9 protein-coding genes are annotated in these 14,636 nt (G+C 65.5%); 4 read left to right on the top strand and 5 right to left on the bottom strand.

Annotation, left to right across the window (positions count from 1 at the left end; all coding sequences use genetic code 11):
* Together M2333_RS07865 and M2333_RS07860 are read left to right on the top strand one after the other, a co-directional pair.
* Positions 1-861: an SMP-30/gluconolactonase/LRE family protein gene (locus M2333_RS07865; protein WP_264611392.1), complete on the top strand. Its 861-nt coding sequence runs from the start codon at positions 1-3 to the stop codon at positions 859-861.
* Positions 862-928: 67 nt separating this feature from the next.
* Positions 929-2,347 carry a sugar porter family MFS transporter gene (locus M2333_RS07860; RefSeq protein WP_264576154.1) on the top strand — a complete coding sequence of 473 codons (1,419 nt, stop codon included), beginning with the start codon at positions 929-931 and terminating at the stop codon, positions 2,345-2,347.
* A gap of 61 nt (positions 2,348-2,408) precedes the next feature.
* On the opposite strand, the gene M2333_RS07855 is transcribed toward M2333_RS07860, so the two are convergent.
* The 4 genes from M2333_RS07855 to M2333_RS07840 all read right to left on the bottom strand — a co-directional run bounded on the left by M2333_RS07855 (position 2,409) and on the right by M2333_RS07840 (position 7,644).
* Positions 2,409-3,476, bottom strand: coding sequence for a LacI family DNA-binding transcriptional regulator (locus tag M2333_RS07855; protein ID WP_264592954.1), 1,068 nt, complete (start codon positions 3,474-3,476; stop codon positions 2,409-2,411).
* A gap of 262 nt (positions 3,477-3,738) precedes the next feature.
* Positions 3,739-5,049, bottom strand: a complete 1,311-nt coding sequence (gene xylA, locus M2333_RS07850) for a xylose isomerase (protein WP_264611391.1) — start codon at positions 5,047-5,049, stop codon at positions 3,739-3,741.
* 28 nt (positions 5,050-5,077) lie between these two features.
* A complete protein-coding gene (gene xylB, locus M2333_RS07845) occupies positions 5,078-6,526 on the bottom strand; it encodes a xylulokinase (RefSeq protein ID WP_264611390.1) in 1,449 nt (482 codons plus the stop codon).
* Between the two features lie 5 nt (positions 6,527-6,531).
* Positions 6,532-7,644 (bottom strand): glycoside hydrolase family 43 protein, encoded by a 1,113-nt coding sequence (locus M2333_RS07840; protein ID WP_264612592.1) that lies wholly within the window; start codon positions 7,642-7,644, stop codon positions 6,532-6,534.
* 260 nt (positions 7,645-7,904) lie between these two features.
* On the opposite strand from M2333_RS07840, the gene M2333_RS07835 reads away from it, so the two are divergent.
* Both M2333_RS07835 and M2333_RS07830 read left to right on the top strand, forming a co-directional pair.
* Positions 7,905-9,566: a glycoside hydrolase family 43 protein gene (locus tag M2333_RS07835; protein WP_413716482.1), complete on the top strand. Its 1,662-nt coding sequence runs from the start codon at positions 7,905-7,907 to the stop codon at positions 9,564-9,566.
* Between the two features lie 19 nt (positions 9,567-9,585).
* Positions 9,586-11,952, top strand: coding sequence for a glycoside hydrolase family 95 protein (locus M2333_RS07830; RefSeq protein WP_264611389.1), 2,367 nt, complete (start codon positions 9,586-9,588; stop codon positions 11,950-11,952).
* On the opposite strand, the gene M2333_RS07825 is transcribed toward M2333_RS07830, so the two are convergent.
* Entirely contained in the window at positions 11,936-14,605 is a 2,670-nt protein-coding gene (locus tag M2333_RS07825) for a glycoside hydrolase family 3 C-terminal domain-containing protein (protein WP_264611388.1), read from the bottom strand. The genes M2333_RS07830 and M2333_RS07825 overlap by 17 nt on opposite strands.
* Positions 14,606-14,636 lie beyond the last annotated feature (31 nt).

The raw sequence follows: 14,636 nt of genomic DNA, 5'->3' as shown, positions 1-14,636 counted from the left end.
ATGCAGCCCGAGCCGATCCTTCCCCTGGGCATGACGCTCGGCGAAGGGCCGGTCTGGTGGGACGATGCTCTGTGGTTCGTCGACATCAAGGCGCACAGGCTCTACCGCCATGTGCCGACCACCGGCGCGCTGGCGGTATGGGATGCGCCGGACCAGATCGGCTGGGCGCTGCCTACGCGCAGCGGCGACATGATGACCGGCGTGCGCACCGGCCTGCATCGGTTCGATCCGCAAAGCGGGGCATTTTCGCTTTTCCACGATCCCGAGCCGCATCTGCCCGGCAATCGGCTGAACGACGCCGCCACCGACACTCAAGGGCGGCTGTGGTTCGGTAGCATGGACGACAGCGAAGCCGCGCAAACCGGGTACCTCTATTGCCTCGCCGGTGGGCAGTGCGCCGCCACGGCCGTGCCTGCTGTCGAGATCACCAACGGTCCTGCCATCAGCGCAGATGGGCGCACGCTTTATCACACCGACACGCTTGGCCGGAAAATCTGGAAAGTCCCCGTCGATGAGAACGGCACGGTCGGCGCGGGCGAGCTGTTCATCACCATCGAGAATGGCGCGGGCTGGCCCGACGGCTCCGTGCTGGATAGCGAGGGTTGCCTGTGGGTCGCTTTGTTCGGCGGCTGGGGCGTGCGGCGCTACGATCCGCAGGGCTCGCTGATGCAGACCATCTCCTTCCCGGTCGCCAATGTCACCAAGATCGCCTTTGGTGGGCCGGATCTGCGTACGGCTTATGCCACGACGGCGCACAAGGGTCTGGATGCTGCCGCGCGTGAGGCACAGCCGTTGGCCGGCCACGTTTTCGCATTCGATCCCAAGGTTGCAGGATTGCCGGTTACCCCGGCAGATATTTGACAGAAGAAACGCCGTCCCGGCCTCGGCTGGAGTCGGCAGAATTTTTGAGAGAGAGGAGGGGCTCGGCATGAGCGCTGAAACGCACGCCATCGGGCGAACCAACATCGGGTTCATATTCGCCATCGTGGCCATCGCCACCATTGGTGGCTTCATGTTCGGCTATGATTCCGGCGTGATCAACGGCACCCAGAAAGGGCTGGAATCCGCGTTTGACCTGGGCGCGCTGGGCATAGGCATCAATGTCGGCGCCATTCTGGTCGGCTCCGCGCTGGGCGCGTTTCTCGCCGGGCGCATGTCCGACCTCATTGGCCGTCGCGGCGTGATGATGCTGGCCGGCCTGCTCTTCCTCATCAGCGCGCTTCTGGCCGGTGCGGCCGGGTCTTCGGCGATGTTCATCATGGCGCGGATCATCGGCGGTCTCGGCGTCGGCGCGGCCAGCGTGATTTCGCCGGTCTATATTTCCGAGGTGACGCCCGCCTCGATCCGGGGGCGCCTCTCCAGCATCCAGCAGGTGATGATCATCACCGGCCTTACCGGAGCGTTCGTCGCCAACTTCGTGCTGGCGCGCTATGCCGGCGGCTCGACGGCGACCTTGTGGTTCGACCTGCCGGCCTGGCGCTGGATGTTCCTGCTGCAGGCGATCCCTGCGGCCATCTATATCCTGGCGCTGCTGATCATTCCCGAAAGCCCGCGCTATCTGGTGGTCAAGGGCAAGGAAGAGCGCGCCCACGCCGTTCTCTCGCGGCTGTTCGGGCCGGAGGAAGCGACGCGCAAGGTTGGTGAGATTCGCGACAGCCTCGCCGCCGATCACCATCGCCCCCGTCTTTCCGATCTCATCGACAAGACGACCGGGCGCATCCGGCCGATCGTGTGGACCGGCATCGGCCTTGCGATCTTCCAGCAGTTCGTCGGCATCAATGTGGTCTTCTATTATGGCGCCACCTTGTGGGAGGCTGTCGGCTTCTCGGAGGATTATGCGCTGCAGACCAACATCCTCTCGGGCGTGCTCTCCATCGGGGCCTGCATCGCCACCATGTTCCTTGTGGACAAGATCGGCCGCAAGCCGCTGCTGCTCTTCGGGTCGGCGGGTATGGCCGTCACCTTGGCGATCGTGGCCTATGCCTTCTCCACGGCGGTCACGGGCGCCGATGGCGGTGTGGTGCTGCCGGGCAGCAATGGGATCATTGCGCTGATTTCGGCCAATCTCTACGTGATCTTCTTCAACTTGAGCTGGGGCCCGATCATGTGGGTGATGCTGGGCGAGATGTTCCCCAACCAGATCCGCGGCTCGGGCCTCGCGGTGGCGGGGCTGGCGCAGTGGCTAGCCAACGCCCTGGTCTCGGTCAGCTTCCCCTCATTGGTGGTCAGCCCCGGCCTTGCGGTCGCCTATTTCGGCTACGCCTTCTTTGCCGCCGTCTCCTTCTTCTTCGTCCGCGCCATGGTGCGCGAGACCAAGGGGCGGGAACTGGAGCAGATGGAAGGCTGATCGCTCACCCAATCATACGCTCGGCCCGGTCACGCTTAGGCGTCGCCGGGCCGTTCGCTTTTCAGGGCTGGGGCGGGGGTCCGTCACTCTCACGCGCGATCAGCGTGTAGGGCGTCACGACATGGGGATGGTCCACGCCCTTCGATGAGGCGTTGCGCATCCGGATTTCCCGCGTCAGCAGCGCCACCGCCTGCTGCGCCATATCGGTGATCGGCTGGCGGATCGTGGTCAGCTCCGGCCAACTGGTCAGCGCCAGAGCGGTATCGTCGAAGCCGCAGATGGTCAGCATTTGCGGCACATCGATACCCCGCCGGTGCGCGACGGTCAGCGCAGCTGCGGCCATATCGTCGTTGGAGGCGAAGATCGCCGTTGGCGGCTCGGGCAGGTCGAGCAGGCGCGTGGCTGCCTCCAGGCCGGAGCGGAAGGTGAAGAAGCCCTGCTCGATCAGCTCGGGCTGCGGCGCAATGCCGTGCTTCTCCAGCGCGGAGCGATAGCCCTCCAGCCGTTCGGCGCTGGCTGTCTGGTTGGGGTGGCCGGTGATGAAGCCGATGCGCTGATGCCCGAGCAGGATCAGATGATCGGTCATGGCGTGAGCGGCCGCCTTGTCATCGATGCTCACCGAGAGCGCCCAGTCGGGCGCGCGCCCGGTGGCGACCGCGACGACCGGCACACCGGCGCCTTCCAGCACGGCGAGCACGGAGGGGGAATCGCTCAGCGGCGGGGGCAGGACGATCCCGTCCACCCGGCCCTTGAGCAGCGCCTCGATGGCCTTGTCCTCTGCGCCTTCCTCATTGCACTCCTTGACGATCAACTGCGCGCCTGTGCGGCTGGTCTCCGCCAATATGCCGACCAGAAACTCGCTGAGATAGGCAAAGCTCGGGTTGGAGTGAAGCAGCCCGATGCGCGTGTCCTCCCCGCCGGCAAGCGTGCGAGCGGCGATATTGGGCGCGTAGTTCAGCTCGGCAATCGCAGCCTCGACCGCCAGGCGCTTGTCCTCACGGACATTGGTGCCCTTGTTGATCACGCGGCTCACGGTCATCGGCGAAACGCCGGCCAGGCGGGCGACATCCTCGATCTTGGGGCCAGAGCTCTGCCGACGGGACGAGCGTGAACTGCGGTTGGTGACCATCGCCTGACTTGTTCGCCTTCCTATCCGGAGCTGGGCGAGACCTCTCCCAATATCGTGCGTTCATCGCAACAGATAAGATGAGGGGGCGATCTTGCTTTGGCTCCGCGCCGTTGTCGTCTCTTTGTGCCGATCTATGGGCACGGCAATTTCGGTTTCGTTAGCGCCTGGGCGAGAAGATAGCAAAAAAAGAGGTGGCCGCCGTAGCGACCACCTCATCAGTGACCTGACCCGGCGAAGAGGAAGCGCCCGGGTCCGGCATGGCTCAGATGAAGCGATTGACGAGATTTTCGATCCGCTCCTGCCTTCCGGAGGCAGGCTTGGGGTCGAGCGCGCGGGTCACGGCGAGGTCGGCGATCCCGGCGAGGTCGAGCGCAGCGATCTCCTTGCCCAGCGGACCATCCCAGCCCGCATAGCGCTGATTGCGCAGGGCATCGATGCGGCCATCCTCGATGATCGCGGCGGCATTCAACAGCCCGCGCGCCACCGTATCGATGCCGCCGATATGGCCGTAGAACAGGTCAACCGGGTCCATCGACTGGCGCCGCACCTTGGAATCGAAGTTGAACCCGCCGGTGGTGAAGCCGCCGGCGCGGATCACCTCGATCATCGCGACGGTGAGTTCTTCCACGGAATTGGGAAACTGGTCGGTATCCCAGCCATTCTGATGGTCGCCGCGATTGGCGTCGATCGATCCGAAGATACCCAATGCCGCTGCCGTGGCCAGCTCATGCTCGAAGGTATGGCCGGCGAGCGTGGCGTGGTTCGCCTCGATGTTCACCTTTACCTCATTCTCGAGGCCATAGCGCTTGAGGAAACCGTAAACGGTGGCCGTATCGAAATCATATTGATGCTTGGTCGGCTCGTGCGGCTTGGGCTCGATGAGGATCGTGCCGGAAAAGCCGATCTTGTGCTTGTGCTCGACCACCAGCGTCAGGAAGCGCCCGAAATTATCAAGCTCGCGCTTCAAATTGGTGTTGTGCAGCGTCTCATAGCCCTCACGGCCGCCCCACAGCACATAGTTGACGCCGCCCAAGCGATGCGTGGCCTCCAGCGCATCGCGCACCTGCATGGCGGCGAAGGCATAGACTTCCGGGTCCGGATTTGTCGCGGCGCCAGCAGCAAAACGGGGGTGGCCGAACAGGTTGGCGGTGCCCCACAGCAGCTTGCGCCCGCTCGAAGCCTGCAGCTCTTCCAGATGATCGACGGCCTCGGCGAGGTAGCGGCGATGCTCGGCCACGCCTTCGGCCTGCGCCATCACGTCGACATCGTGGAAGCAGTAGAAGGGGACATCGAGCTTCTTGAAGAAATCGAAGGCGATGGCGCGCTTCTGATGGGCGGCGGCGCTGTCATTGGCGCCAGCATGCCAGGGGCGGTTGAAGGTGCCGGCGCCGAACACGTCCGAGCCCGGCCAGCAGAATGTGTGCCAGAAGCATACGGCAAAGCGGAGATGATCCTCCATCCGCTTGCCGAGCACGACGCGATCCTTGTCGTACCAGCGGTAAGCCAGCTCGTCGTCGGTATCCGGGCCCTTATAGGCAATGGGGGCAATGTCTGCGAAATAGTCGGTGGCCATCAGGCGCTCCCTGTCGGTTTCAAGAATGTCAGCTCTGTGCGGCGCGAATGGCGGGGTAGGCGCGGCGGAAGGCCTCGCGCTTGGGGGCCAGTCGTTCGGCAGTCAGCGGGTCGGGCTCGATCACATGGGCGACCGGCGGCGTGGTGCAGATGTCGGTGGGCGCACCGCCGGTCACGCCGATCTGCGCCAAGCGGGCCGCGCCCATCGCCGGGCCGACTTCACCGCCCTTGAGGTAATTGAGGCGCGTGCCGAGCGCAGCGGCGATGATCTGGCCCCAATAGCGCGACCGCGCGCCCCCGCCGATTACGGCCAGTTCCTGCACATCGCTGCCGGCGTCGCGCAGCGCATCCAACCCATCGGCAAAGGCAAAGGCAACGCCCTCGAGCACCGCCTGCGCCAGCCGCTCCGGCCCGCTATCATGATCGAGATTGAGGAAGGCGCCGCGCACCTGCGGGTCGTTATGCGGCGTACGCTCGCCCGAGAGATAGGGGAGGAAGAGTTCCGGTCCGCACGCGGCGCCAACGGACTCTGCGCGGGAAAAGAGGTCGGCGGCGCCGGCTGCACCGGAGAGGTGTGCAGCAAAGTCTATGCACGACGCCGCCGACAGGTGCACGGCCATCTGATGCCAGTGTGCAGGCAGGCAGTGACAGAAGGCGTGCACGGTTCGGTCTGGATTGGGTTTGAACTGATCGTTGGCGATGAAGATCACGCCCGATGTGCCAAGGGAGAGCAGCCCGTCGCCATCGCTGACGATGCCGATGCCCGCAGCGCCGGCGGCATTGTCGCTGCCCCCCGCTGCGACCGGAACGGGGGACATGCCCCAGAGTTGCGCCACGTCCGGCCGCAACGTGCCGGTCAACGCGGTGCCCTCGTACAGTGCCGGCATGTGCGCAAGGCTGAGGCCGGTCGCGTCCAGCAGTGCTTCCGCCCAGCGCCGCGCGGCAACATCCAGCCACAAGGTGCCGGCGGCGTCGGACATGTCCGTGGCCTTGTCGCCGGTCATTTGCAGGCGGATATAGTCCTTGGGCAGCAGCACGGTGCGTGTGGCGGCGAAGATCTCCGGCTCGTGCCGGGCGACCCAGGCGAGCTTTGGTGCGGTGAAGCCGGGCATGACGATGTTGCCGCCGATCGTGCGGAAGGCGTCGGTCTTGTCTTCCAGCGCGATGCATTCCGCATGGCTGCGCCCGTCATTCCACAGGATCGCGGGACGCAGCGGCTGACCGTCCGCACCGAGCAGCGTGGCGCCATGCATCTGGCCGGCGAGCCCGACGCCCAGCACGGCGCGCCGCACGGCGGGGTCGATGGCCTGCACGGCTGCGGTGGTGGCGGCCCACCACGCCGCCGGGTCCTGTTCGGACCAGAGCGGATGCGGCCGCTGCACGGTGAGCGCTGCCGTTCCCTGGCCGACAACGGCGCCATGCTGGTCGATGACGACCGCTTTCACGCCGGAGGTGCCGATGTCGATGCCGAGGAACATGCCGGTCAGTCGCGGAACGGATTGATCGTCTGGATCGTGCCGTCGGCGTTGAAGGTCAGCTCGGTGACCTTCACGTTGCGCAGGTGGTTTTTGCCGCTCAGCTGCGTGTCATGATAGAAGAGCCAGGTCTTGCCGCCCCAGTCCACAATCGAGTGGTGGGTGGTCCAGCCCTGCACCGGCTCCATGATTTTGCCGCGATAGGTGAACGGACCATAAGGCGTCTTGCCCGTGGCGTAGACGAGGAAGTGCGTGTCGCCGGTCGAGTAGGTCAGGTAGTAAGTGTCGCCGCGCTTGTACATCCATGTGCCCTCGAAGAAGCGGCGATCATGGTCGCCACCGAGGAGCGGCTTGCCTTTCTCATCGAGGATTACGGCATCGCGGGGCGCTTCGGCATAGCTCTTCATGTCCGGAGCCATTTTGGCGACCTTGGGCATGAGCGCCGGCTGATCGTCCGCCTTCAGGTCGGTCACGCCGATCGCGGCGTCATACTTGCCCTTGGCCCAGTTCTGGAGCTGGCCGCCCCAGATGCCGCCGAAATACATGTAGCTGGTCCCATCCGTATCCGTGAACACATTGGGGTCCATGGAGAAGCTGCCGGCAATCGGCTTGGGCTCGGCCTTGAACGGACCCATGGGCGTGCTGCTGGTCGCCACGCCGATGTGGAAGATGCCGTCCTTGTCCTTGGCCGGGAAGTACAAATAGTAGGTGCCATTCTTGAACGCGGCGTCGGGTGCCCACATCTGCTTGGCGGCCCACGGCACGTCCTTCACGTCCAGCGCGACCGGGCCGATCTTCACCGGGCCGCCGATCTTGTCCATCTCCAGCACGCGATAGTCATGCATGGCATATTGGTTGCCCAGGTCATCGTCCGGGATGCCTGCGTCGACATCATGGCTGGGATAGACGTAAATCTTGCCGTTGAAGACATGGGCCGAAGGATCGGCGGTGAAAATCTCCGTCACGAGCGGCTGGGAGAGGAAGCGCTTGCCGTCAGCCGAGATGCCATCCGATTCATGGGCCGCGCCAGTCGCGCCACTGTTTGCGGCGGCCGGTTCATCCGAGGAGCAGGCGGAAAGGGCGGTGGCGAGACCAAGCACGACAAAGCTGGTCCGGAACATCGGGACTTTCGACAAGGGGGCTCTCCTTCGTTTATCTTGCGCGCCGCTTATGGAGGTGCGGCGTTGCTAAGGTAGCGCTACCATTATGGATGCGGGGCGGTCAAATGGATTCCGCTCGGGCATGAATTTGCCCTGTTTGGAGCAAGATACGCGCTCGCGCGCATAAAACAGGCTGGGCAAGGAGAAATGGGAGCGCTACCATTATGGCTCAGGGCAGCGAATCCGCACAGGATCAGCGTGGCGCCAAAAGGAGAGGGACAATGAAGATCGCGGCGGGACTGTGGGCGCGTGGATGGATGGCCGCAACGCTGGCTTTGGCGCCCGCCGCAGCATGGGCAGGGCTGGAGGCGCGCTTTGCCAACTTCGATTATGACGGGCAGTCCATCGAGCAGGTAACGGTCAAGCCCGGCGCCTACCGCAACCCCATCCTTTCAGGCTATTATCCCGATCCCTCGATCACGCGGGTGGGGGAGGATTATTATCTCGTCACCTCATCCTTCGCGCATTTTCCGGGGCTTCCGGTCTGGCATTCCAGGGATCTGGTGAACTGGACGCAGATCGGCAATGCGATCGACCGGCCAGACCAGCTCAACCTTGCCGGGCGAGGCGTGTCCGAGGCCGTGTTCGCGCCGGACATCAGCTTTCACGATGGCACCTTCTACATCGTCAACACCTGCGTGGGATGCCGGGACAATTTCGTCATCACCGCCAAGAACCCTGCCGGCCCCTGGTCCGACCCCATCTGGCTACCGTTCGAGGGGATCGACCCGTCGATCTATTGGGAAGGCGACAAGGCCTATATCGTCAACAATCGCGGGCCGGATGAAGCGCCGCGCTATGAGGGGCATCGCGCCATCTGGATTCAGGAATATGACTGGCGGGCCGGCAAGATGGTCGGGCCGATCACCCAGCTCGTCAATGGCGGAGTGGACCTGAGCAAGAAGCCGATCTGGATCGAGGGGCCGCACATTCTGCGCAAGGATGGCTGGTATTATCTGACCGCGGCGGAAGGTGGCACCAGCGTCGATCACTCCCAGGTGGTGTTCCGCTCGCGCAAGCTGCGCGGACCTTATGTGCCGTACAAGGATAACCCGATCCTCACCCAGCGCGACCTCGATCCCGCCTGGCCCGATCCGATCACCTCGGCCGGCCACGCCAAGCTCGTCCAGACCCCGGCGGGCGACTGGTGGGCAACATTTCTGGCGGTGCGGCCTTATGCCGACAACTATTACAATATCGGTCGCGAGACCTTCCTGCTGCCGGTCCAGTGGAAAGACGGCTGGCCGGTCATCCTGCCGCATGGCGAGACGATTCCGTTCGCGCTCAAGGCGCCCGCGCTGCCTCCACAGGTCCGGCCGCCGCTGCCGACCAGCGGCGATTTCGCATATGCCGACAGCTTCGAGGGCGACCGGCTGGCGATGCAATGGGTCGGCGTCCGCACGCCGGATCACCCGTTCTATCGGCTTGAGCGTGGCGATCTGGTGCTGGCCAGTGCCGCGCCGCTCGGTGACAAGGCCGGAACGCCCGCCTTCCTCGGGCGGCGCCAGCAGCATCATATCGCGACCATGCGTACCGTCGTCACCTTCTCGCCGGAGCAGGAAGGCGACCGCGCCGGCCTTGGCGCAATGCAAAGCGACGATGCCTGGCTGTTCTTCGGCCTCACGCGGCTGAACGGGCAGGATGCAATCGCGCTGTATACTCGCGCCAAAGGGAAGGAGCAGCTGGTCGCCTCCGCGCCTATCGCCAACCGAGGCCCGATGACGCTGACGATCCGTGCCAATGGCGGGACCATGTCCTTCGACTATGCCGGGGCAGGGGGCATGGGCCGGCTCGCGGCGGATGTGGACGCCCGGTTCCTCAGCACACAGGATGCAGGCGGGTTCACCGGCACCATCGTGGGGCCTTATGTCTGGACCCGCTAGCCGAATGGACCGCTGAGCCATGGTCACGCGCCGCGACGTGCTGGAAGGTTCGCTGCTGCTCGCCGCCAATGCCTGTTTGCCGAGCGGCGCCGTGGCCGCGTCCGAAGGTGACAGACCCTCGCGCGACCGGCTCTGGTATCGGCGCCCGGCGACCGAATGGACGCAGGCCCTGCCGGTCGGCAATGGCCGGATCGGCGCGATGGTGTTCGGCGGCGTCGCCACCGAGCGCCTCCAACTCAACGAGGATACATTATGGTCCGGCGGGCCTTATGATCCGGTCAATCCCGCTGCCCGTGCGGCCTTGCCGGAGGTGCGCAGGCTGATCGCGCGGGGGGATTATACGCAGGCGCACGACCTAGCAAACCGCACCTTGATCGGCCAGCCGGTCCAGCAGATGGCCTATCAGAGCTTCGGCGATCTGTTGCTCAGGTTGCCGGGCGCCGCGTCCGCTGCTGTCCCGGCGGATTATGCGCGCGTGCTCGACCTCGACAGCGCCACGGCAACGACGACGTTCACGCTAGCGGGCACGCGTCACCGCCGCACGGTCTTCGCGTCCCCTGTCCGGCAGGTGATCGTGCTGCGCCATGCGGTGGATGGCCCGGCGTCGCTCGGTCTCGATATAGGCTTTGCGCCGGCGCAGGAGGCGCAGGTGGAGGCTCGCGACGGGCTGCTGCTCATCCGGGGGCGCAATCGTGGCGCGCATGGCGTCGACGGTGCACTGAAGCTGGCAGGGCTGGTGCGCGTGATCCCGGAAGGCGGCTCGCTCACCGCGCAGGGCGATCATCTGGCGCTGCGCGGCGCGCGGGCGGTGACGGTGCTGGTGGCGATGGCGACGAGCTTCCGCCGTTTCGACGATGTCTCCGGCGACCCGGATGCGCTTGTGCGCAACTGGATGGTTGATGCGATGGCACGCAGTTACGATCAATTGCACAGCGAAGCGGTCACCGCTCACCGTCAGCTTTATCGCCGCGTCGAGATCGACCTTGGCGATGACAGCGCGGCCGCGCTGCCCACCGATGAGCGCGTGATCGCCGCACAAAGCCGCGACGACCCCGGCCTTGCTGCGCTCTATTTCAATTATGGGCGCTATCTGTTGATCGCCTCATCGCGCCCCGGCTCGCAGGCGGCGAACCTGCAAGGCATCTGGAATGAGAGTGTCGACCCGCCCTGGGGATCGAAATATACGATCAACATCAACACGCAGATGAATTACTGGCCGGCCGAGATCACGGCTTTGCCCGAATGCACCGAGCCGCTGGTGCGCATGGTACGGGAACTGGCGGAAAGCGGCGCCCGCACCGCGCGGGAGATGTATGGCGCACGCGGCTGGGTGGCGCATCATAACAGCGACATCTGGCGCGCCACCGCGCCGGTGGATGGCGCGCGGTGGGGGATGTGGCCGACCGGCGGCGCCTGGCTGTGCACACATTTGTGGGATCGCTGGGATTATGGGCGGGACAAGACCTTCCTGCGCGATGTCTATCCGCTCATGCGCGGCGCGGCGCTGTTCTTCGTCGATACGCTGCAAGTCGATCCGACGACCGGCGCCCTTGTCACCAGCCCGTCGCTCTCTCCCGAAAACGCCCATCATGGCGACATCGCGATCTGCGCCGGGCCGGCGATGGACCAGCAGATTTTGCGCGACCTGTTCGATCAGACGGCGCGGGCCGCCGATCTGCTCGGGATCGACAGCGCGTTCGCGGCGGAGCTTCGCGCGTTGCGTGGGCGTCTCGCGCCGGATCGCATCGGCGCGCAAGGGCAGTTGCAGGAGTGGCAGCAGGATTGGGATGCGCAGGCGCCCGAGCCGGAGCATCGCCACATCTCGCATCTCTACGGGCTGTTCCCGAGCCAGCAGATCGACCCGGACGACACGCCAGCGCTCGCGGCGGCGGCGCGCCGCTCGCTGGACTTGCGCGGGGATATCGGCACCGGCTGGGCGACGGCCTGGCGGATCAACCTGTGGGCGCGGCTTGGCGAGGGCGATCGCGCCCACCGCATCCTGCGCTTTTTGCTCGGGCCGGAGCGGACCTATCCCAATTTATTCGATGCCCATCCGCCTTTCCAGATCGACGGGAATTTCGGCGGCACCGCTGGCATCGCGCATATGCTCATGCGCAGCCGGGGTGATGAGATCCATCTCCTGCCAGCTCTGCCCTCGGCCTGGCCGACCGGCGCGGTGCGCGGGCTGCGGGCGCGGGGGGCCTGCAGCGTCGATCTCAGCTGGGCGCAGTCCCGGCCGCGCACGCTCACGCTCACCAGCGCGATCGATGCCGAGCGGACCATTCGCTTCGCCAGCCAGCGCCTGATCGTGCGGCTGAAGGCTGGCCGCCCACAGCAGGTCGACGTGAGCGGCTGGCTGGGCCTCCCGCCTATTTCGGCAGGGTGACGCCGGTGGCGATGGCGAAGTCCGCGCTCTGCACCGGCAGGCCGCTATCGGGCTGAGCCGAGCCGACCGACACGCGATACGCACCGGGGAAGACCTGCCGCACGCCCTCCAGCGACACCGCGCTCAGATCGCGCGGCGAGAGATCGAAGCTGATCTGGCGGGATTCACCGGGCTTTAGCTCCACGCGCTGGAAGCCACGCAAGGCGATACGCGGGGTGCCGGGCACATCCGGGAAATCGAGATAGAGCTGCGCCACCTCTTCGCCCGCTCGCTGGCCGCTATTGCGCACGGTGGTCGAGACCCGCATGCCTTGCGCAGCATCGCCGGAGGCCTGCACCCGCAGCGGCTCATAGGCGAATTGCGTGTAGCTCAGCCCATAGCCAAAGCCATAGACCGGCGTGCCGGTGAAGTAGCGATAGGTCCGCCCGGCCATGCTGTAATCGCCGAACGGTGGCAGCTCATCCACGCTGCGATAGAAGGTGAGGGGCAGGCGCCCGGAGGGATTGGTCTTGCCGGAGAGGACATTGGCCACCGCGAGGCCGCCATTCTGCCCCGGATACCAGGCCTCCACGATGCCCGCTGCATGGTCCTTCGCCCAGGCGAGATTGATCGGACTGCCGTTCATCGCCACGATGACCAGCGGTTTACCCAGCGCACGGGCCTTTTCCAGCATGGCAAGCTGCTCGGCCGGCAGATCGAGCGTGGTCTTGTCGCCACCCTCAAAGCCCGGCACCTTCACCGGCGTTTCCTCGGCTTCGAGATCAGAAGTGAGGCCGACGACCGCGACGACCACATCCGATTGCGCCGCCGCAGCGGCAAGCGCGGCATCGGCATCGGGCGAGACGCGCTTCCACATCAGGTCGATGCCGGTGTTGATATGCGAGGTCATGGCGATCTGGATGGGGTAGCGCTTGCCCTTCTCCAGGGTCAGCGTCTTCATCGTCGGCAGGCTGTTCCAGCGCGAGTTTTTGAGGTCCACGAACGGCTTGCCGTCGAGCAGCATCTCGCCGTTGGAGCCGGACAGGCCAAGCCGGTAGGTGCCGCTCTCCGGTGGGACGAGGAAGCCGGTCCAGATCACCCGATGATGGTCGGAGACGTTCGCGAGATCGAGGCTGCGCCCGGCCACATCGGCCTCCCTGCGGGTCACGACCGGCTTGGTCTGGAAGGTCATCGCCTTGGTCGCGCTGTCGAACGTGCCCGGCGCGAAGCGGGCCGGCGGCGTCTGCGTGGGATTATAATAGCGCGCCAGCAGCCCGGGCTTGCCATCCGGCGCGACGAGCGCCGTCGTCGGCACGCGGTCGCCGTCGGTAAAGGTCTCGGCGAAGGGGGCATGGTGGATCGTCGCGCCGTGCATCGCCTGGCGCAGCCCCTCCAGCACGGATATCGGCGGGCCGGAGAGGGTGGAGGAATAATTGCCGCGCAGCACGCGGGTGGCGTCCGCCAGCGGGCCGATGACGGCGATGCGGGCATCGGGCTTGAGCGGCAGCGCGCCATCATTTTTAAGCAGTACCAGGCTCTTTTCGGCGGCCTTCAACGCCAGCGCGTTGTGGTCCGGCGCGCCGATGACGGATGGTGCGATGGCCGGGCGCGGCGTCAGACCGGGCAGGTCGCCATTGCGCAGGCGGGCGGAGAACAGCCGCACGAGCGCGGTATCGACATCGCTCTGGGTGATGAGATTGCGGTTCAGCGCATCGAGATAGGGCTGTCCCAGCCCGGCGGTGTCGCTCAGCGTCGCGCCATTGCACTCGCTGTCGACCCCGGCGCGCATCGCGGCGGCGACGGCCGTGGCGGCATCCGGCGCATAATGGTGGTTGCGGTTGATATCGGTCACCGCATCGCAATCGGAGACGACATAGCCCTTGAAGCCCCAGGCATCGCGCAGGTGTGTCTTGAGCAACTCGTCACTGGCGCACGCCGGCTGCCCGTTCACCCGGTTATAGGCGCACATGATCGATCCCGCCTTGGCGTCCACGATGGCAGCGCGGAAAGCGGGCAGATAGGTGTCCTCCATATCATGGCGAGAGACATAGACATTGGCATGATGGCGCGTCGATTCCGGGCCGCTGTGCACGGCATAATGTTTGGGCGTCGCGATGATGTTGGGCCGTGCCGGGTCCGGCCCCTGCATGCCGGTGATGAACGCCTTGCCGATCTCGGCCGTGAGGAAGGGGTCCTCGCCATAGGTTTCCTGCCCGCGCCCCCATCGCGGATCGCGGAAGATGTTGATGTTGGGCGACCATGTGTCCAGCCCCGTGCCAATGCGCCCCAGGCGTCCGGTCTGCTGCGCCAGCGTATGCAGCCCCCGCATCTCGACGCTGATGATGTTGGCGACATCATGGACCAGCGGCGCATCGAAGGTGGCGGCGAGGCCGATCGGTTCGGGGAAGTTGGTGGTGGGCAGCGTGCCCATCGCGCCATGCAGCGATTCCGTCCACCAATTGTAGCCGGGAATACCAAGGCGCGGGATGGCGGGCGCGACATTCACAAGCTGGTCCGCCTTTTCCTGCGGCGTGAGCTTCGCCACGATCTCCGCCGCCTGCCGCTCGGACTGTGCCATGACCGTGCCCGCATCGTCTGCCTGAGCGGCCAGTGGCACGGCGAACACCGCAGCACCGGCGAGAATGAGGGCGCGTAGGGAGGGTGCGGGGGTCATGATCTGTCTCCAGCGTCAAAGGATGGGGAAG

It is taken from the genome of Sphingobium sp. B11D3B, assembly GCF_025961735.1.
GTDB lineage: Bacteria > Pseudomonadota > Alphaproteobacteria > Sphingomonadales > Sphingomonadaceae > Sphingobium.
Note: the sequence above shows the minus strand (reverse complement) of the source record. Positions and strands in the feature narration are given on the sequence as shown.

Bases quoted from the DNA above. Each gene is read 5' to 3' on its own strand.
- M2333_RS07855 (WP_264592954.1), bottom strand. From the start codon at position 3,476: ATGGTCACCAACCGCAGTTCACGCTCGTCCCGTCGGCAGAGCTCTGGC.
- M2333_RS07860 (WP_264576154.1), top strand. From the start codon at position 929: ATGAGCGCTGAAACGCACGCCATCGGGCGAACCAACATCGGGTTCATA.
- M2333_RS07825 (WP_264611388.1), bottom strand. From the start codon at position 14,605: ATGACCCCCGCACCCTCCCTACGCGCCCTCATTCTCGCCGGTGCTGCG.
- xylB (WP_264611390.1), bottom strand. From the start codon at position 6,526: ATGTTCCTCGGCATCGACATCGGCACCTCCGGCGTGAAAGCGGTCGTC.
- M2333_RS07865 (WP_264611392.1), top strand. From the start codon at position 1: ATGCAGCCCGAGCCGATCCTTCCCCTGGGCATGACGCTCGGCGAAGGG.
- M2333_RS07830 (WP_264611389.1), top strand. From the start codon at position 9,586: ATGGTCACGCGCCGCGACGTGCTGGAAGGTTCGCTGCTGCTCGCCGCC.
- M2333_RS07835 (WP_413716482.1), top strand. From the start codon at position 7,905: ATGAAGATCGCGGCGGGACTGTGGGCGCGTGGATGGATGGCCGCAACG.
- xylA (WP_264611391.1), bottom strand. From the start codon at position 5,049: ATGGCCACCGACTATTTCGCAGACATTGCCCCCATTGCCTATAAGGGC.
- M2333_RS07840 (WP_264612592.1), bottom strand. From the start codon at position 7,644: ATGTTCCGGACCAGCTTTGTCGTGCTTGGTCTCGCCACCGCCCTTTCC.